General features: G+C 30.7%; 16 protein-coding genes and 1 riboswitch. Of the genes, 2 read left to right on the top strand and 14 right to left on the bottom strand.

The genetic code is table 11. From position 1 onward, the window contains the following. Window positions 1–5 precede the first annotated feature (5 nt). Window positions 6–731 (bottom strand): GntR family transcriptional regulator, encoded by a 726-nt coding sequence (locus L1S46_RS22370; RefSeq protein WP_012060719.1) that lies wholly within the window; start codon window positions 729–731, stop codon window positions 6–8. A 307-nt stretch (window positions 732–1,038) separates the two neighbouring features. Here L1S46_RS22370 and nagA point away from each other — a divergent pair, with 307 nt between their 5' ends. Further along, a complete protein-coding gene (nagA, locus tag L1S46_RS22375; RefSeq protein ID WP_238901009.1) occupies window positions 1,039–2,175 on the top strand; it encodes an N-acetylglucosamine-6-phosphate deacetylase in 1,137 nt (378 codons plus the stop codon). A 237-nt stretch (window positions 2,176–2,412) separates the two neighbouring features. On the opposite strand, the gene L1S46_RS22380 is transcribed toward nagA, so the two are convergent. The 12 genes from L1S46_RS22380 to L1S46_RS22435 all read right to left on the bottom strand — a co-directional run bounded on the left by L1S46_RS22380 (window position 2,413) and on the right by L1S46_RS22435 (window position 18,517). Next, window positions 2,413–3,321 (bottom strand): ROK family protein, encoded by a 909-nt coding sequence (locus L1S46_RS22380; RefSeq protein WP_238901010.1) that lies wholly within the window; start codon window positions 3,319–3,321, stop codon window positions 2,413–2,415. Window positions 3,322–3,428: 107 nt separating this feature from the next. Continuing rightward, complete coding sequence (locus tag L1S46_RS22385) at window positions 3,429–4,826, bottom strand: glycoside hydrolase family 1 protein (protein ID WP_238901011.1); 1,398 nt, start codon at window positions 4,824–4,826, stop codon at window positions 3,429–3,431. Window positions 4,827–4,909: 83 nt separating this feature from the next. After that, window positions 4,910–5,788, bottom strand: coding sequence for an ROK family protein (locus L1S46_RS22390; protein ID WP_238901023.1), 879 nt, complete (start codon window positions 5,786–5,788; stop codon window positions 4,910–4,912). Between the two features lie 569 nt (window positions 5,789–6,357). Continuing rightward, entirely contained in the window at window positions 6,358–8,355 is a 1,998-nt protein-coding gene (locus L1S46_RS22395; RefSeq protein ID WP_238901012.1) for a methyl-accepting chemotaxis protein, read from the bottom strand. 314 nt (window positions 8,356–8,669) lie between these two features. Further along, window positions 8,670–8,759, bottom strand: a riboswitch (cyclic di-GMP riboswitch). 138 nt (window positions 8,760–8,897) lie between these two features. Further along, complete coding sequence (aroD, locus tag L1S46_RS22400) at window positions 8,898–9,665, bottom strand: type I 3-dehydroquinate dehydratase (protein ID WP_238901013.1); 768 nt, start codon at window positions 9,663–9,665, stop codon at window positions 8,898–8,900. A 57-nt stretch (window positions 9,666–9,722) separates the two neighbouring features. Next, on the bottom strand, window positions 9,723–10,394 hold the full coding sequence (locus L1S46_RS22405; RefSeq protein WP_238901014.1) for a DUF6198 family protein: 672 nt from the start codon (window positions 10,392–10,394) through the stop codon (window positions 9,723–9,725). Between the two features lie 228 nt (window positions 10,395–10,622). Next, window positions 10,623–11,492 (bottom strand): shikimate dehydrogenase, encoded by an 870-nt coding sequence (locus tag L1S46_RS22410; RefSeq protein ID WP_238901015.1) that lies wholly within the window; start codon window positions 11,490–11,492, stop codon window positions 10,623–10,625. 180 nt (window positions 11,493–11,672) lie between these two features. Continuing rightward, a complete protein-coding gene (locus tag L1S46_RS22415; RefSeq protein ID WP_238901016.1) occupies window positions 11,673–12,977 on the bottom strand; it encodes an MFS transporter in 1,305 nt (434 codons plus the stop codon). 319 nt (window positions 12,978–13,296) lie between these two features. Further along, a complete protein-coding gene (locus L1S46_RS22420) occupies window positions 13,297–14,505 on the bottom strand; it encodes an MFS transporter (protein ID WP_238901017.1) in 1,209 nt (402 codons plus the stop codon). Window positions 14,506–14,711: 206 nt separating this feature from the next. Continuing rightward, window positions 14,712–15,581 carry a shikimate dehydrogenase gene (locus tag L1S46_RS22425; protein WP_238901018.1) on the bottom strand — a complete coding sequence of 290 codons (870 nt, stop codon included), beginning with the start codon at window positions 15,579–15,581 and terminating at the stop codon, window positions 14,712–14,714. 43 nt (window positions 15,582–15,624) lie between these two features. Further along, window positions 15,625–17,547, bottom strand: a complete 1,923-nt coding sequence (locus L1S46_RS22430) for an FAD-dependent oxidoreductase (RefSeq protein WP_238901019.1) — start codon at window positions 17,545–17,547, stop codon at window positions 15,625–15,627. Between the two features lie 88 nt (window positions 17,548–17,635). Then, on the bottom strand, window positions 17,636–18,517 hold the full coding sequence (locus tag L1S46_RS22435) for a TIM barrel protein (protein WP_238901020.1): 882 nt from the start codon (window positions 18,515–18,517) through the stop codon (window positions 17,636–17,638). Between the two features lie 283 nt (window positions 18,518–18,800). Here L1S46_RS22435 and L1S46_RS22440 point away from each other — a divergent pair, with 283 nt between their 5' ends. Further along, complete coding sequence (locus L1S46_RS22440) at window positions 18,801–19,682, top strand: LysR family transcriptional regulator (protein WP_238901021.1); 882 nt, start codon at window positions 18,801–18,803, stop codon at window positions 19,680–19,682. Window positions 19,683–20,086: 404 nt separating this feature from the next. Here the strand turns inward: L1S46_RS22440 and L1S46_RS22445 are convergent, their stop codons facing one another. Further along, a complete protein-coding gene (locus L1S46_RS22445) occupies window positions 20,087–20,284 on the bottom strand; it encodes a hypothetical protein (protein ID WP_238901022.1) in 198 nt (65 codons plus the stop codon). Window positions 20,285–20,392 lie beyond the last annotated feature (108 nt).

Below are 20,392 nucleotides of genomic sequence, written 5' to 3' on the forward strand. Positions count from 1 at the left end.
TGATGTTAATTTTTTAAACAAACCCTGTATCTATATTTATCTCCTCTCGCTATTGTTATGGTATATTCAACAATCTCATTTTGCTCATATGCTATTCTTTCAAACTTTAATCCTGCCTGCCCTTGAGGTATTTCTAAATAAACACTTTCTAATTTATTTATTAAAACACTTTCTATTACTTCTTCAGCAGATGTAATGTTAATATTAAAAGTATTTTTTAATATCTCATATAATGGATTTTCTTCTATCATATTCCTAGTAAGCTGCTTAAATCTTTCATACGGCAAATAAGTCATTTCATATATCATAGGAATGTTATCCGCAATCCTTATTCTCGAGATTTTATACACAAGCTCGTTCTTTTCTATATTTAATTTTTTAGACACTTTGCTGTTGGCTTCCATTATCTCAAAATTTAATAATTTAGAAGTCGGATTTTTTCCACGTTTTTTCATTTCCTCTGTAAAAGATGATACCTTTATTAAATCTTGTTCTACAACTCTTGGTGAAATGAAATTTCCTTTTCCTTGAACTTTATAAATATAATTATTTTTTTCCAACTCATCTAATGCTTCTCTTACTGTAGTTCTGCTGACAGCATATTTTTTGCATATTTCTCTTTCGGAGTCCAATTTTTCATTTTCTTCCATGCTGCTTTCTATTTTTTCAATGAGAATATTCATTAGTTGAACATACAAAGGAATATTAGAATTTTTATTTATCGTACTCATAAGTGCACCTCTTTTAGTTCTAGTAGTTTTCCCAACAATTATACTATTCTTGTACACAAAAGAAAATATAAATCAAATAATTTAAAATTTCCTATAAACGCTTCTTTTAAGTACTTTCAATTCTGTAATTCCTTAAATAATTAATATTTTTCAAGTGGTAATTACCACTAAGAGAATTATAATTTATTCTTTTAATTCTGTCAACATACACTTGAAAAATTCTTTATACATGCTATATACTGAATATATAAACTGATAATGTCCACTTACTATAATATATGAAATTTGACTTAAAAGGAGAAGAAATATGTTAATAAGAAATTGTAATATAATTTACCTAGACAAGATAGAACAAGGCTCAATTCTAGTTGAAGATGGGAAAATTAAAGAGATAAATCCGTCTAATATAGATACAGACAGCATTTTAGATGCGAATGGTCTATATGTTTCACCTGGTTTTATTGATGTTCATATACACGGCGCAGGAGGCTCAGATACAATGGACGGTACCAGTGAATCAATCAATACCATTTCTAAAACTATAATTAAACACGGAACAACTTCCTTCACTCCTACAACTATGACTGTTGCTGTGGACGATATAAGAAAATCTTTAGATGCAATTAAAAGCGTAAAAGAAAAAGGTTCAGACGGTGCTCACATTCTTGGAGTGCATTTAGAAGGTCCGTTTGTAAGTCCAAAAGCAATTGGTGCTCAAAATCCCAACTATATTTTGATGCCATCTGTTTCAGCTTACAATGATATAGTTAAGGATTATGAGGATATTATTATATCTATAACATTAGCACCAGAAATTGAAGGTGCTAAAGAACTTATTAAGTATTTATCCTCAATTGGAATAGTCTGTTCATTAGGTCATAGCAGTGCTACGTATGAAGAGGCTATGGAAGCTATTGAATGTGGTGCTTGCCATGCAACTCATCTTTTTAATGCTATGACTCCTTTAACCCACAGAAATCCAGGAGTGGTAGGCGCTATATTTGACAGCGATATAACAACTGAAACTATTTCAGATGGAATTCATATTTCATACCCAGCTTTAAGAATTGCTTACAAACAAAAAGGTACTGATAATGTTTTATTAATCTCTGATTCTATGATGGCTTGCTGCATGCCTAATGGTAACTACTCCTTAGGAGGGCAAGATGTCATCGTTAATGATGGTGAGGCACGCTTAAAAAATGGCGCTTTAGCTGGTTCTGTTCTCACTCTTGATAAAGCAGTAAAAAATGTATACAAAAACTCTAATTTACCACTTTATGAAGTAATAAAAATGGCATCTTATAATGGTGCTAAACATTGTAAAGTTGATGATCATAAAGGGCAGATCAAGGAAGGCTATGATGCAGACTTGATATTGTTTGACGATGATATAAATATAAAAAAGGTATTAGTTTTAGGTAAAGAAGTATACTCAGAATAAATATTAAAGTTTTTAGCTGTATTTCTACTTTTAAAAACTCATGGAATAAAATTATATACGCAAATATATAACCAATCTACTGAACATTTAGGATAATCTATTATCATAACAAAGAGAAGACTGAGTTATTTCAAAATTAATAATAAAGTGATAAATTGCCAATTTTTAAATGGTGCATCTAAGAATCACTTTCCTTTTGAAATAGCTCAGTCATTATAAATAATTTAATACTGTAATTTATAGAATTTTTTCTCTTTGAAGATAATTACATAATGCACCTAGTTTATTAGCATCATTTCCAAATACGCATTTTTTTAAAACTGGTTTTATTTTTCCCTCCAAATCACTGCTCATAAGTATGTCGATTCTCTTATTTATTTCCTCAACATATTCTGGTCTTTCACTTATTGCTCCACCTAAAATAATAACTTCTGGATCATAAGTATATTGAATGTTATATATTCCTGCTGCCATAATAAAGTAATATTTATTAACTTCATTAATTGCTATATCATCTCCATTATTACATAAGTCAAAAACTTTAACCCCATCAAGACTTCCTTCATCCAATCCCTTTAATTTCTCAACTTTTCTTACTAATGCTGTGGTAGATCCAACCTTGCTCCAACTAGCAAATTTAAGTTCTCCCTCTAATTCACAGATTATTGAACAGTAACCAAATTCTCCTCCATGCTTATGAACGCCACCGTGAATCTTCTTATCCTTAACTATTGCTCCACCTATACCTGATCCACATACAACAAATGCTAAATCTTTATTGTCCTTCCCAGCTCCAAGCCAACATTCCCCAAGGGCTGCGCAATTAGCATCGTTTTCAAGTTCAACGTTTAAATTTGTCTTTTCATTTAAAATCTCTTTAAAGTTAGGCCCATGTATATATGGAATAGCACTTGTTCCTCCTATTACTCCACTTTCACTATCAACTGCTCCTGGAGCACTTATTGCAATTCCTTTAACATCAAATTTTCCCTTCATTTCATTGGTTGTTCTTGATAACTTAGAAAAAAATTCTTCTTTATCACTTGGAACATTAAATTTCCCATTTTCAATAAATTCTCCATTTTCATTAATTACAGACCATTTTACTGAGCTTCCACCTATATCAAAAGCCATAAATTTTCTCATTGAAAAATCACCTCTATATTTAAAATCTAGTTCTAGTATAATTCAAATAGCCATCTCAAGATTATTGTTTTGAGACAGCCATTTGATTGTCAAATATAATTTTCTATCTAAAATCCGTTATTTTTTGCAACTTCTTTAATCCATCTTCCTGATTTTTTAATTGTCTTTTTTTGAGTAGCTAAATCTACAGCAATAAACCCATATCTATTTTTATATGCATTAGCCCATGACCAACAATCAATCGGAGTCCATGTGTGATAACCAAAACAATTAGATCCTTCACTTATCCCTTTATGAAGATATGATAAATGCTCCTCATAGAACTCTATTCTATAATCATCTTCTATAACTCCATCTGCATTTATATATTTTTCTTCCCCTTCAACTCCCATACCATTTTCAGATATGTACCATGGAATGTTGTTATAATTATCTCTTATATTAATTGCTATATCATACATGCATTGTGGGTATATCTCCCATCCTCTATATGGATTCATTCTTCTTCCTGGCATTTCATAATCGTCAAAATACTTATTAGGCATCCAACCTTTTGAATCGTCGAATTTTTCTTCCTTAGCTTTTGCTCTTCTTGGTTGATAATAATTAACTCCTAAGAAGTCAATTGTGTTGTTTTTTATTATTTCTAATTCTTCTTCTGTTGATTCCCATATTACATTATCTTTGGTTAAAACTTCAACTAAATCCGTTGTAAACTCACCTTTTATAGCTGGATCCAAAAATGAATTGTTAAAGAAATCTTCTGCAAATTTAGCTGCTTTTACATCTTCTTCATTTTGTGATCTTGGGTATGAAGGCGTTAAATTAAGAATAATACCAATCTTCCCACCATTCTTACCACAATTTGATTCTTTAAACTCTTTTATAGCCTTTGCTGATGCCAAATTTAAATTATATAAAACTTGCACTGCTTTTTTCCCATCAACTATCTTTGGATAATGGAATTTATATAAATATTCACCTTCAACTACAACCATAGGTTCATTAAATGTTGCCCAATGTTTAACTCTATCTCCAAATAACTCAAAGCACTTCTTTGCAAACAATGCAAATAAATCTACTACATGTTTTGATTCCCATCCGCCATATTTATCATATAATTCAACTGGTAAATCAAAGTGGTGTAGATTCATAACTGGAAGGATATTATTTGTAATACATTCATCTATTACAGCATTGTAGAATCTTACACCATCTTCATCTACTTCTCCAGTTTCAAAATCTTTTATCAATCGTGTCCATTGAATTGATGTTCTAATACTATTTAAACCTATTTCTTTAATCAATTTTAAATCTTCTTTATAACTGTTATAAAAGTTTGATGCTACATTAGGACCTACTCCATTAAAAAATGCTTCTGGTTCTATATCAAACCAGTGATCAAATACACTATCATGCTTTTTATTAAATCGACCTTCACTTTGTGGACCTGATGTTGCTGATCCCCACCAAAAATTTTCTGGGAACTTGAATTGTATACTCATCTTATGCCTCCTATATTTCTTTATTTAAATTATGTTATTTTCTCCATACGTTAAATATTTATAAAATGAAATAGTATTTTCTTCTATAACATTGCTGCACCAATAAGACCTGCATTATCACCAATTTGCGCTATTCTTATATCAACAATAGATGGATCTGAAACCTTAGTCTTAGTGCACTCAATAATTTTAGGTAGCAAGTAAGTATTATATATTAATACTGCTCCACCAATAACTACAGTTTCTGGATCTACTACAGCTATCACATTAGCTATACCAATTGAAATATTGTTAATCCATTTTTCTATTACCTGGACAGCCTTTTCATCATTGCTTTTATATAGATCAAACACTTCTTTTGTGCTTAATGTTTTTCCATATGCTTCTGATGCTATTCTAGCTATATTTACACCACTACATTGTCCTTCAAGCCCGCCTTTATTTGTACCTGCATGACTATACTTGTCCTCATTTATTATCATGTTGTAGATTTCTGCTGTTTGACTATGTGCTCCATTTATAATCTTCTTATCAATAATTAATGCACCGCCTACTCCAGTAGAAACCGTTATATAAAATACCGATTCGCATTCTTTAGCACTTCCAACTAAGCTTTCTGCAAGCCCTGCTACATTAGCGTCATTATTAACTTGAACAGGTAATCCCAATTTCTCACTTAGATATTCTTTTATATTAAAGTTTTCCCATCCTTTTAAATTAACAGGGTTTAATAATTTACCTACTTTTAAGTCTAGTGGTCCTGGTGCACCTACTCCCACTTTTTCTATTTCATAACTGCTCCATTGTCCCTTTATTTGATTAACTAATTTATTTAAGTTATAAGCCGCCCCCTTTTGCACTTCGTTTTCAACTTTAAATATTTGTACTATATCTCCTTCTTTGGATATAACTGCTGCTCTTAAATTTGTACCACCTATGTCTATTCCTATAAAAAACGATATTTTAATCTCCTCCTAACTATATTAATAATCATTTTGGTATTTATTTTATTAATATAAATTACTCTCTTATATTCAATTATATAACACTATATATCACTTATCAATAATATGTTATGTCATTTAATATATAAAAATATTATTTTTCATTCTTACTTTATAAATCGAATCCAATTTATCTGTTTTTATTAAAAGGAAAAAGATAGATAATATATCTATTACTAAATTCACTGTATTGAATACTTCAATCTTATACTATAGCTATTCCATAAATTCTACTTAATCCTCGTATTTTCTTTTAAATACTAATATTTAAAAGAAAAGAGTATCAATTTTATAAATTAATACTCTTGCTCGTAGTAGTTTTTATTCTTCCATTAATTGCATATATTAGTTTATCTTAATTACCTAAGTTTTGTACAGACAAAACCATAGCATTTTCCAAGTTATAGTTTCTCAAAAATAAATAAAGGATAGTGCCCAGCCTTAATGAATAATTTTACCTTTGGTAATTATATGCAAATATAGCTTTTACCTTTGCAGGAAATCTAGATAATTGACCGCCAAAAAAATTAAACTTTAAATTTATCAACTTCTTCAATCATTTCATTCATCATACTATTCAGTATTTGTGCTGCTGAAGCCACTTCTTCAGTTGAAGCATTCATTTCCTCTGAAGATGCTGAAATTTCCTCTGAGGATGCTGAAACTTCAACCGAAATAGAAGATAAACCTTCTACTTTGGTAATAATAGAATTTTTATCAGTTTCTATGTTCTCTGCTGAATTTTTAACAATTTCAATTTTGGGAATCACTTCATCAACAGCTTCTATAATTTTTTTAAAGGATATTATTGAATTTTCTATTACATTAACCTGATTTATTAGCTCTTGATCCATGTTAACAGAATCTTCAACTATAACGTCAGTTTCTTTAAATATTCCGCTTATTAATTTACTGATGCTTTCTGATGACTCTTTTGATTGTTCAGCAAGCTGCCTAATTTCATCTGCAACCACTGCAAAACCTTTTCCTGCTTCTCCTGCCCTTGCTGCTTCTATAGCCGCATTCAAGGCTAATAAATTCGTTTGGTCTGCAACATCATTTATTAAATTAGTAATTTCATTTATCTTATTAACATTCTTTCCAAGGGCATTTATTTTACCATAAAATACTTTAAATGATTTACTTACATTTGTTACTGATTGGTTTAATCCATTCATTTCACTACTGCTTGTATTTGCCATTATGCTTATCTCTCTAGAATTTGAATCTACTGCTTGTATCTCTTTAACCATCTTAGATAATTTATTACTAAATTCATTAAGGATTTCTGTTATATGTATTAACTCTTCTGATTGATTACTTGTACCTTTTGCTATTTCAGATATTGCTTCTGTAACATTTTGTGATACGTTTGCTATTTCTTCCGATATAGATGATAAATTATCTGATTGTGCATTAATATTTGAAGAGTTTTCTTTTACCTGCTTTATCATTTTTCCCAAAGATTCTTGCATTAATTTCATTAAATTAGTCATTTCTCCAATTTCATCTTTTTGATTCATATATTTAATTGAAACCTCTTCACTCAAGTTTCCTTCTGCCAATAACTTCAAATGTTTTGAAGTTGATTTTACACCATTAGATATATTACTTGCAATTATAAATATAATCCCACTTCCAATTAATATAAATATTATAGAAGATATTGCTACTGAAACTTTTAAACTAGATAATTCTGATAATACTTCACCTTCCGTTACTATAACACCTACAGACCATTCAGTTCCAGTAACCGGTGCATACCCTACGTATTTATCTACTCCATTAAAAGTATATTTACCGAGCCCTGTTTCACCTTCACCCATTCTAACTTCAATATCTGCTATTGCTTGTAATCTAGAATCTTTTTTAGATTCTTCAATTGGATTATACATACTAATAACCTTTTCCTTATCTGTACTAGCAATATTTGCTCCATCTTTTCTAATCATAAATGCATAACCAGTTTGGCCTATTTTAAGTTGGTTAGTTAATTCACTTAAATAATTACCATCTCTTGTTTCTATTAACACGCCTACAATTTTATCATTATATTTAACTGGAACCGCATATACAACTACAACTTGTTTATTAGCATCTTTAGTTACTATTGGATCTGATACATTATCTTTACCTTCTAATGCTTTCTTTAAATACTCTCTATCCTTAACATTCGTAATTGTTCCATCTGGTTTTTTTATATCCCCATTTGTTTCTACAAATTCTAATCTAATACTTCCCATTCTTTTTGCTTCATTTGAAAGAATGGGAATTTTGCTTTCTGTTGCAATATTAGGATTACTTATTTCTGATGTAGCTGCAACAGCTTCTAAGGATTTTAGTTGTCCTTCAAGTCTTCCTGAAACGCTACTTGCAGTTTGTTCTGCAATTTTGGGTAATGTCTTTCCCAAATTTGATTTTAATGCATTTGACGAATTCATAAATGAAATTATCCCTAATCCCATGCATATACTTACTAATAATAAGCCTAAAAAAACTATTAATTTTGATTTTATACTTTTCATAATTCCACCCCTAACACTATTTACCCTCTCACAGCTCCTATAATTCGTTATTTTACTAAAATTTAATTTTAATATTCTTCTGTTTTTTCATTTATATATATTTAAAAATTTTAGTACAGACAATCAGTAAATTCAGTAGAATGCTGTAGTGAAACTAACTACAGAAATACATTATTTGAATAAACTATTTTATGAATATAATTTTTTAGCGTTAATTAAACGATAATATTTTTTATTCGACTTTCTTTAGAAACAAAAAGTGCCCATATAATTATGGACACCAAAATAAAATACAAAATTTATTACAAATACATTCTGGCAACCTGACAATCATAGAAAATAAGATTTCCCTTAGACTCATAGCTTTGCGACCTTATCTTTCAATAAGTGTGCTGTTAACATTATATTTTTTACTAAGTATTATCTATTACATTTTTTATAATTTACTTAAAGCATTAGTATCATAAGATCTAATCAACTAGATTTAAAATATATGCTTTTAATATATAAATAAATTATTTTTACAAAATCAAGCGTATTAATTATTTGACACTATTATGTAAAATATTAAGTACTGTACGTAAATCAGCTACTGCTATTTGACCAGGTGCTGAGGCTTTCTTGGCTGCTCCAAATGTTAATGATGAACCAAATATTTCTCCCGCTAAACGACTTATAACTCCAGTACCAGCCATAGACATTGTAATTATTGGACCTTCAGCATAATTTTGAACCATTTCGTTTGTAGCCGAAAGTAAAACTAATACATCACTTTGATTTTTAGGCATCACAGCTATTTTGGGTAAATCAGCTTTTAATTCTTGCATTTTTCTTAAACGTGATACAATTTCTCCTTGTGTCGGAGTTTTAAAGAAATCATGATTTGACATTACAACTTTAACCCCAGAAGCTTGTGCAGAAGCAACTATATCCTTAACTATTTCATCACCAGTGAAAAGCTCCACATCAACTAAATCAACTAATGATGTAGCTACAATTTCTTTATTTAATTGCGCATAATATTCTACAGATACTTCTTTTTCTCCACCTTCTTTTTTACTACGGAATGTAAATAATATAGGTGTATTTAGAAGAAGTTTTCTTATAGCTACAAGTACTTCTTTAACTTTTTCTATCTCTTCTACATTTTCATAAAAGTCAACCCGCCACTCAACAACATCTAAGCTAATATTTTTTAAAGAATTAACTTCTTCTAGAAGTTCTTCCTTTGTTCTTCCAACTATTGGAACACAAATTTTAGGAATTCCTTCTCCAATTCTAATATCTCTAACTTTTACTGTTTTTTTCATAATTATCCTCCTTGTTTCTAACTATATACATACGAGTTTTGTAATTTTTAGATTTAATTAGTTCACTGTTTCATAATTTTTATCAGCAATAAATTCGTCAATAATGAAAGATAGGTTTTTATTATAAAATCTGATAATAAATCCCGAAATTATAGCTGCAATAATTGTACCCTCCCGCATTCCTACAATTTTATGAAAGAATACCAAAGATGCAATAATTGATAGAATAACAAGTGAAATATCAAATGCAACTTTTATAAAACTAAAATCTTTTCCAGTTTTAATTGAAATTGCTTGCACAAATGCTTCACCAGAATTCATAATAACATCAGCTAAAACTGTAAAGCTTACCCCTAATGCTAATACAAAACATCCTAAAAACAATAATAGAATACAAGATATATACCTATGTATTGAAATACCACTTAGCATATATCTTGTAAAATCAACAAAACTTCCAAATATAAATGATAATGGAATCTGTAAAAGTTGAAAAGCTTGAAACTTTTTGCCTAAAATAAATATTTGAGATATTATTAAAATCATATTCCATATAATAGTAAACATGCCTAACGATATAGATGTAAATTTTAAGCTTATTACGTAAGGCATTGATGATATTGGAGATGTTCCAAGTTGGGCTTTTACCATAAGCGAAATTCCTATTGCCATAATAAATAATCCTACTATAAACAAAATATAACGTCTTATCAATTCTTTTTTAGACAAATTATACACTTCCTATCTTTTTGCAGTCCAATTTTATATTGTGTGTCAAAATACTTTTATATAATATTTTCATAAAATAATTAAAGAATAAATTTTAAAACTCATATGCTATATAAGCTACAATAAATATTTTATTCATATATTATAATTATAACTTGCTTCTACTTTAATATAGCATAATTATCGCAGCTTATATGAGCACTATTCATTTTTTATCTACTTATGATATTATTTAATGTTTAAAAATTCTTTCATATGTTCAATAGGCATTTCTTTTCCTGTGAAAAGTTTAAATGCTTCTGCTCCTTGATATAACATCATACCATCACCATTAATCCATTTACAACCTACTTTATCAGCTGTTTCTAATAATTTAGTTACATGTGGCATATAAACTGTATCTGCTACGAATAATTCAGGACGTAAGTAAGTTTCATCTGGAATTACCATTTGACCTTCTAATGGCTTCATACCAACACCTGTAGCATTTACAAAAAGATAACTTGATTCAATTTCACTTCTTAAAGCATCAGTATCAGCTAAGTCAAATAATTTAACTTTACAGTTTGTTTTTTCAGTTAACTTTTTAACTGTTTCTTCTGCTCTTGCCCAGAATTTATCCTTAATATTAAAGATAGATATTTCAGCCACACCATCTAAAGCAGCTTGAACTTGAATTGCTGTAGCAGCACCACCAGCTCCCGCTATAGTCATTTTCTTACCAATCACATCAATACCACTATCTTTTAATGAAGTCATAAATCCAACTCCATCTGTTATATGTCCAGTTAAAACACCATCATCATTTACAACCGTGTTAACTGCACCTGCAAGCTCTGCTGCTGGAGAAATCTTATCTAAATATTTGTGAATAACAGTCTTATTAGGCATTGATACATTAGATCCACGGGCTTTTAATGCCTTTAATCCTTTTACTGCATCTTCTAGCTCATCGTTACCCACTTCAAAAGCAAGGTATGCATAATCAAGTCCTAAATATGAAAAAGCTTCATTATGCATCGTTGGTGATTTAGTATGCTTTATTGGTGTTGCAATTAACCCTATTAATGTAGTATATCCTGTAATACGTCTTTCCATTTCTCATCTCTCCTTAATTTTAAATAATATATATTTATTAAAATTTTTATTTGTTAATTTTCCTACAATTATATGATATGTCTATTTCTAATAATATTCCAATTAATTCTTCTCTTATTATCAATAGAAATATTCTATGAATAAATTACTAAAAATCTAGATTGTTAAACATAACCTTAATTAATCTGGAATCACAATACGTTTAGGTTTTCCGATAATAAATATGTACGAAAAAGCGCCTAATCCACCCATTGCAGAAACAAAAACCAATGCAGATGCATAAGATCCTGTTGCAGCAATTAAGTAGCCAACTATAGCAGGAGATAGAGCCCCTCCCATATTAGATACAAAATTAAAAACTGAACCGCATAATCCTACTAATTGTTTAGGCATTATCTCAGATAACAGGGCCCAAGAAATAGTTGATGCCATACCTTGACCAAAGAAAGCTATGCACATAAATATGATAACAGTTGTAATATCATTAGTATAATTAGCAGCCATAATAACAGCAGATAATAGTAAACCGATAATAACTGGAAGTTTACGTGATATTCCTATTCCATATTCTTTAGAAATCATCCAATCTGACCATCTTCCAGCAAACAAAACCCCAGCAATTGCTGCCATATATGGTAAAGCTCCATAAATCCCCATCTTTAACATAGTCATATGTTTTTCAGCAACAAGGTAAGATGGAAACCATGTCATAAAAAAGAATAATATCGCAGTATTACAAAATCCACCTATATACATTCCCCATAACTGACGGCTTGTAAAAAGATACTTTACCTGTTTCCAATTAACTTTATTTTTTTCTGCGATAGTATCTGAAAGACCACCGCCTTCTTTAATAAGGTCAATCTCTTCTTGGTTAACCCCCTTTGACTTGGCTGGGTCATTATAACAAAACAACCAAAAAAATGTGAATATAATTCCTATTAAACTAGTAGCAACAAATATAGATTTCCATCCAAAATTTACCAAAAGCCATGTTAAAACAGGAGTACATAATGCGAGCCCTATATATTCAGCTCCAGTATAAGCACCAATTGCTAATCCACGTTCTCTAGATGGAAACCATGCAGTAACAATACGGCTATTTGCTGGAAAAGCTGGTGCCTCAAATATGCCAAGTCCAAGACGACAAGCAATCATGCTGGCAAAGTTATAAGTAAGGGACATAGCTCCTGTAAATGCAGACCATCCAAAAAGTGCAATCCCATATACTACTCTTGGTCCTAAGCGTTCAAGAAACCAACCACATGGAATTTGCATACACGTATATGACCAACTCATAGCAGAAAATATTAATCCCATTTTAGCAGCATTAAAACCCATATCACTTGATATAAATGGAGCTGCTACTGAAATATTAGCTCTATCTAGGTAATTTATAAAAGTTATTATACATACCAAAAAAAGTACGAACCATCGTCTCTTTGTCGGTTCTTCTTTGATTTTACCAATATTCTCTTGATCCATTATTTTCCCTCCAATTTTATTAATTATATTCTAGTTTTGTTATATAATTATTTTCTTATACTATATAATCTTGTTCTTCTTTGCTACCCTCCTTTTGACCAAATCTATATAAAATAAAAACACCTAAACTCGAAATGCTAAGTATATATAAAGGTAACTACAATCCATTCAGCAATACAAAGTCCAATAAATTTGAAAATTATTTATAAAAAACCATCATACTCACTTCATTATTTGATAAATTATACTGAAAATAATTAATATGAGAATGATGGTATTGTGCAAAAATTTTATTGAATTAATTATAAACTCCCAATACTTACTTTATTTCTGCTTTAGCGTATTGTTTATTTACAAATAATGCAAGTAGAATACCAACAGCAGTAATTACCACATTAAATATGAGCACATATTTTGGTCCTTCTAGACCACCTGACTTTGAGATATAACTAGCTGCATTTAAAATAACATAGTTAGCTACACTCGATGCAATCATAACAATAGATGTAATCTTTCCTTTGTTTGTTGGAAACATAGAGTTTGCTGTTGATACAGCTAACTGAAGTACACCACCTGCTGCTGAATATCCTATTATAAATCCACCAATCAGACAAATTTCTGGCGTTTGTACAAAGTATATAATCAATAACATAATTGCTGAAATCGCTGGATAAATAACAAGTATTCTAACTGGTTTAAGAAAACTTTTTACAAGTGCAGCTGTTACTAATACAGCAACCATTGACCCTAATGCATAATAAGTTTGAATTTGACTTGGATTAGCTAAACCATATAACTTTCCTAATTCTTGATTACAATTTAACCATAGTTGAAATGTAGATGTACATGTAAAACCAATACAAATAACTGCTATGCTTGTTGCTGTAAACTTCATTTTTTCTGATTTTATTGGTGTATCTTTTGTTGTATTTACATTTCCATTTTTAGGTGGAAACTGTGCAATTGCAATTAAAATACCATCTATAGCTAATGCTATACCTGTCACAAAGAAAATAGTTGTATAAGACATATTGCTTGCTGCAATAAAACCAATTATAAAAGGAAGTAAAAATTGTCCTATTGATATCGAGAACTTTGTAAACATATTGGCAACATCACCAGAATTCACAAAAATCTCTAGGCATGATGGAGTAACACATGTATCTAAGAAAGAATTAGCTGCACCACCTAATAATGCAAATGCATAAGCAACATACATATTTGGAGATATTGCAATTCCTATAAAGTAAGCTACATATAAAACGACACCGATTAATCCAGAAATTTTCCTTCCGAATCTGTCTGAAATTGGACCCGAAAATGGAAGTGTTATTAAACGTCCAAGTCCTAATGCAGCAATTACTGCAAGCACCATACTTACATCAAAAGTACCATTAGATAATTTGTCTGCACCCCATGCACCCGCAAAATTCTGTTTGTATTGTCCAAGTATTGATACTCCAATACCATGTATGAAATATGTAAAGTATAGTGCTAAAGCCGTCGGATAATATTTTTTATTATTCATTGTTTTTCCCCTTTCATTTTTCCTTTGATATAATATTATTAATTAAATTAGTTCACTTTATCATTTTTGTTAATTTTTTAACTTTTTTGACTAAATAAAATTATTTGAATACACTTCCTAATAATGAGGCTGGATTCAAAATCCAACCTATAACATAATAAAATTCATTATAATGGGGTATTCACTTTCTTACTATATATCTAAGATTATTTAAAATACAACTCATTGACTTCTTTTGCAGGCATTTCGAGTCCTGTATATAATTTAAATGCCTCTGCACCTTGCCACAAAAGCATACCTATACCAGTCACTATTTTGCAGCCAGCAGCTTCTGCATCTTCTAAAAGCTTTGTTTTTCTTGGGTTATATACTACATCTGCTACAACTAAATCTTTTCTAAAAACACTTCTGTCTTTTATTGGAGATTCATTTTCGTTAGGATGCATTCCTACATGTGTTGCATTTACTAGAATATCACTATCTGCAATTTTATCATTAAGTTTTTGCACATCTTCTAGATCATATAAATTTAAAACACATTCTGAGACTTCTTTTCTAACATTTTCAATAGTTTTCTCAGCTTTTTTGTAAAAATCATCTTTTATATTGAAGGTATTAATTTCTTTAGCTCCATCTAAAGCACATTGAACTTGGATCGCTGTTGCAGCACCACCAGCACCTAAAATAGTAATTTTCTTATTTTTTATATCTACTCCATGCTCTTTCAAGTTACGCACGAATCCAACACCATCTGTAATATTTCCAGTTAATTTTCCGCCATCATTTACGATAGTATTAACTGCTCCAACTAGACGCGCTGCTGGAGATAATTCATCCATATATTTAGCAACTTCATTTTTGCATGGCATTGTTACGTTTGCGCCTTTTATATTTAATGTTCTAAAAGCTGCAATAGTATCCTTCACTTTTTCTATTGAAATATCAAAAGCTACATATGCTGAGTCTATTCCTAACTTTTGAAAACTATAATTGTACATAGCCGGAGATCCTGAATGACCTATTGGTGTACCAATCAAACAATATAATGCTGTTGTTCCTGAAATTCTCTTTTCCATAAATATCCCTCACAATTTTAATATCTCGTTTTTAAGATATTAATTATAATTTCATTGCTACTTCCATTGCTTCAGCCGTAGCATCTAGGGCTCTACGAGCTCTTACTGCATCTCCAACAACATAAGTTTCTTTTACAATTTCCTTAACTTTTTCACTTAATGGATCATAATTACGTGCTCCCATAGCAAGTACTACTGAATCAAAGCCTTCAAGAGTATGTTCTGATCCATCTTCTAATGTATAAGCAACGCCACCTTCAAAGAATTTTGCAACTTTTGCATTAGTAACACTTTTAATCTTATATTCTTCAAAGTCTTTCATTAAGAATTTACGGTGTTCAGAAATTACATCTGCTCCTACTTTATCACGAAGTTCAATAACTGTAACATCATGTCCTTGTTCTCCTAAGAAATCAGCTGTTTCACATCCAACCATTCCGCCACCTACTACAAGTACTTTTTCACCACAAGATTCTTTTCCATCAAGAAGATCTACTGCATGTATTAATCCTGATTCATTAATTCCTGGGATTGGAAGAACTAATGGTTTTGCACCAGTTGCAATAATTACTGCATCAGGTTTTTCTGCTTCTAAAATCTCTGTAGTTACTTCTGTATTCATACGAACTTTTACTCCATATTGTTCGCATTTAGCAACATAACTACGTACCATATTTGTAAGATCTCCTTTTCCTGGAGGATAAGCTGCTAAACGCATTTGTCCACCAAGGGTATCTGTTGCCTCAAATAATGTTACATCGTGACCTCTTTCAGCTGCTGCCCATCCTGCAAGCATACCGCCAACTCCACCACCTACAACAATTACTTTCTTTTTAGTTTCAGCTGGCTTCATTTCTCCTTCATAACCGAGGAATGGATTTACAAGACATTTAACTGGATTTCCTTGATACATATTTCCAACGCAGCCTTGTAAGCAGGCAATACATGGATTTAATTGATCTAATTTACCTTCTTTCGCCTTATTAGGTGTGTGAGGATCAGCTAAACTTTGACGTCCAAATGCTACTAAATCAGCACGTCCTTCACGAACTAATAATTCTGCATAATGTGGTTCAGTAAAACGTCCAACAATAATAACTGGAATATTTACTGCACGCTTAATTTCTGTAACTAGCTCTGCATTAAATCCTCCGTGTAAAACTGTAGGTGCCCACATATATTCATCACGTATATGTACAGCACGTGAAACATGAAGACCGTCAACACCACACTCTTCTAAATAAGCAGCAATTGTTGAACTATCATGAACATCTAATCCACCGTCAACTTCGTCAGAACTATTTATACGACAAAGAATTGCCATAGATTGTCCAACTTTTTTACGTATGTTTTCAATTATTAAACGTGGTAAACGCATTCTGTTTTCAAAGCAACCACCAAATTCATCCACACGCTTATTAGTTCTTGGTGAAAGGAAACTATTAACTAAATATCCATGCGCACAATGAACTTCTACTGCATCAGCTCCTGCTTCCTTTGCACGTACTGCTGCATCACCGTAGAATTCTATAAGTTCATAGATTTCTTCTCTAGAAATAGCAACAGGCGTATTTCTTCCTAGAGATGATGGTATTGCTGAAGCAGCTTTTAATGGATAGCCTGCAATCTTTGCATTTCCTTCTGGTCCTGCATGTTGAAGCTGAATAGATATTTTTGCACCAGCCTCATGACAAGCATCTATAACTTTCTTAAAGCTTTCTACAGTCTTATCTTCAAATAAACATGGTTTACGTGGTCCACCCTTAGCTTTCTTATCTACAACAGTAGCTTCAAACGTAATTAATCCAAATCCTCCAATAGCACGTTCACGGTAATAAGCTAAAGATTTATCACTCAATGTTCCATCTGTATTTGCAAAATTGTTACCCATTGGTGGAACTACAAAACGATTTGGAACTGTCATTGGCCCAATTTTAATTGGGGTAAACATTGACTTAAATTTCATAAAAACAAATCATCCTTTCATTGTTAATTTAATTCACAATTATTTATCTTTTGTTTACTTTAAAATATGCAATTAATATTGTATATTTCTATTTTTGGAGATATACTTCAGGCCAAGCCTTATCCAATACTTTTATAGTATTGTTATATGTGTGTTTAGCTGCTTCGGCAACACCTTTTGCTAAAATAGCATCACTTATTACTTCAACACCTATACATGCTGGTTTTATACCTTTTTCTTTAATCATACGAACAAAACCTTCTGTTACATTTATTCCTGTACCAGGTGCAAGTCTGTCATGCATTGATTCATCTCTTAATATAGATTTTGCATAAGGTCTTTCATAAACATCGTTGATTTGAATAGATACGATCTTATCAGCTGGAATACCTTCTAATAATTTAATATCATTTTCTTGGTTTGCTCTTGCCCAATGCCATGTATCTAAGATAAGTTTAGCATTGTCACAACCTGAAGCTTCAACTACTGCCCAACCCTTTTTAACATCTGGGATACCACTATATGGCATAGGTTCTACACCAATTACATATTTGCCTGCTCTTTGACATAATTCTTTTAACTTTTGTGCAGTATGTTCTACACTATAAGTTTCCATTAAACCAATATTTATATGTTGAACATTAAATAATTCACACATATGGAAGCATATTTGTTCTTTGTATTTTTGTTCATAAGAACGGTTATTTTCAGCCCAAAGTGTAATGTATTCGACTTCTGTAACCTTCATGTCATATTTTTTAAGAATATCAAGAATATCAGAATCGAATAAACCTTCATTTAATGCATCTACATATGTTTCAGCACGAAGACCTATTCCTTCATATCCTGCTTCTTTAGCTGCTTTAACTCTTTCCTCAAATTTACATTGATCTCCTAATGTCCATGAGCTAACTGTAAGTGGTGGACATTGTCCTTCCTCATAAGTATTTTTCATAACTTCATTATTCATGGTATTTACTCCTTTCAATTTAAAAACATTGATATCTAAATAACATTGATATCGATTTCTGGATTTTGTTTAAAAACTGTTTCTATAAAACATTAATCATTCTACCGGTAGATTGAAAGCTGAGTCCCATTTATTAATCAATATTATTGGAATCTATATTTATATTATATTATAGGCCTATTTAGAAAACAAATTGATAATATCCTAACAATCTATAGATTTTATATATAGGTCATGCTATAATTTCACCATAATACATACATTATGAAAGCGAGGTGCTAAATTGAATTTATATCATTTACGTTATTTCATAACTCTGGCGCATTTAGAACACTATACAAAAGCTGCCGAAAAATTAATGATTACTCAACCAAGCTTAAGTAGTGCTATTTCTTCATTAGAAAAAGAACTTGGAGTTTCACTTTTCGAAAAGGAAGGTAGGAATGTTGTATTAACAAAGTGTGGAAAAATGTTTTTTGCTGCTGTGCAAGAATCTTTAGAAATTCTTGACTCAAATGTAGCCACTTTAAAATCAATCAGTAATGGAGAAGGTATAATTGATTTAGCTTTTCTTAGGACATTAGGAAGTGATTTTGTTCCAGATGTTACTTCATTTTTTTTAGAATCTCATCCTAAAAAAGAAATTAAATTTCACTTTCATACTGGAGTAACTTCCGATATTATTCAGGGGCTTAAAGATAGAAAATATGATATTGCATTTTGCTCTAAGATTAAAGAAGAGCATACTATTGAGTTTATTCCAATTGCCAAACAAGAATTGGTTTTAATAGTTCCTACTGATCATCCACTTGCAAATAAAGATACTATAGATTTAATCGAAACTATTCCATATCCTCAAATTATTTTCACAAGAAAAAGCGGACTTCGACCTATAATAGACGATTTATTCAATCAAATCGGACAGCAGCCAAAAGTTGCTTATGAAGTTGAAGAAGATCAAGTAATAGCAGGATTGGTTTCTAAGAATTTTGGTATTGCAGTTTGTCCTAATATGCCTATGCTAAATTCTATGAATTTGAAAGTTATTCAGATTAAAAGCCCAAACTGGGAAAGGATATTTTATTTAGCGGTAATTAAAGATAGAGCATTAACACCTGTAATTCAAAGCTTTAAAGATTATGTAATTAAATCCTCACAACTATAATAACTATACTTTATTTTAGTTAATTTTATTAACTCCATTTAATTGTCATAAGTTAAACAAAGGATATAAAAACTCAAATTAATGTGACATATTCTAAAGAAAGTGGCTATGGCTATGGAGATAATTATAGATGATTACATATTCACTAATAGTACTTATAAAATTGAATTGGATGAAGTTCACAATTTATTAAATCAATCATATTGATGAAAAAATCAACAAAAGTCCTTTAGACAAAAGACGCCGATAAATTATATTCAAAATGTAGCTTTAAATAAGAAAATCATTATGAATTTATGCTTAATAGAAATTAGTCCTGTTTACACAGACCTAAAACATTAAATTCAAAAAAAGTTCCTATCCTTACAAATCCTAAGGTATAGGAACTTTTTAAGTTTAGAATATTAGTTTTTTTCTGCAATTTGGTTCTGGTTATTGTCCCTACACCATATTGCCCAATATTCATGACAACCTTGTTCTGTTTCATGACATTTCATACAATCATCTATTGTACATTTTCCTAAGCATTTAGCATATTTATTATCTTCTTTCTTTAAGTCCTCATTTTGTATTATTTCGTTATTTTCCATGTTATTATTCATTTTTTACGCCCCCTATATCATTTAATTTATCCTACAATCAGGACCACCCGTAAAACGGGTGGTTTGCTCTGCGCCTGTAAGGCTTTGTTGCTGGCTGTGCTACTCGCA

Origin of the sequence: Clostridium sp. YIM B02500 (assembly GCF_022324665.1) — a bacterium.
Taxonomy (GTDB): domain Bacteria; phylum Bacillota; class Clostridia; order Clostridiales; family Clostridiaceae; genus Clostridium; species Clostridium beijerinckii.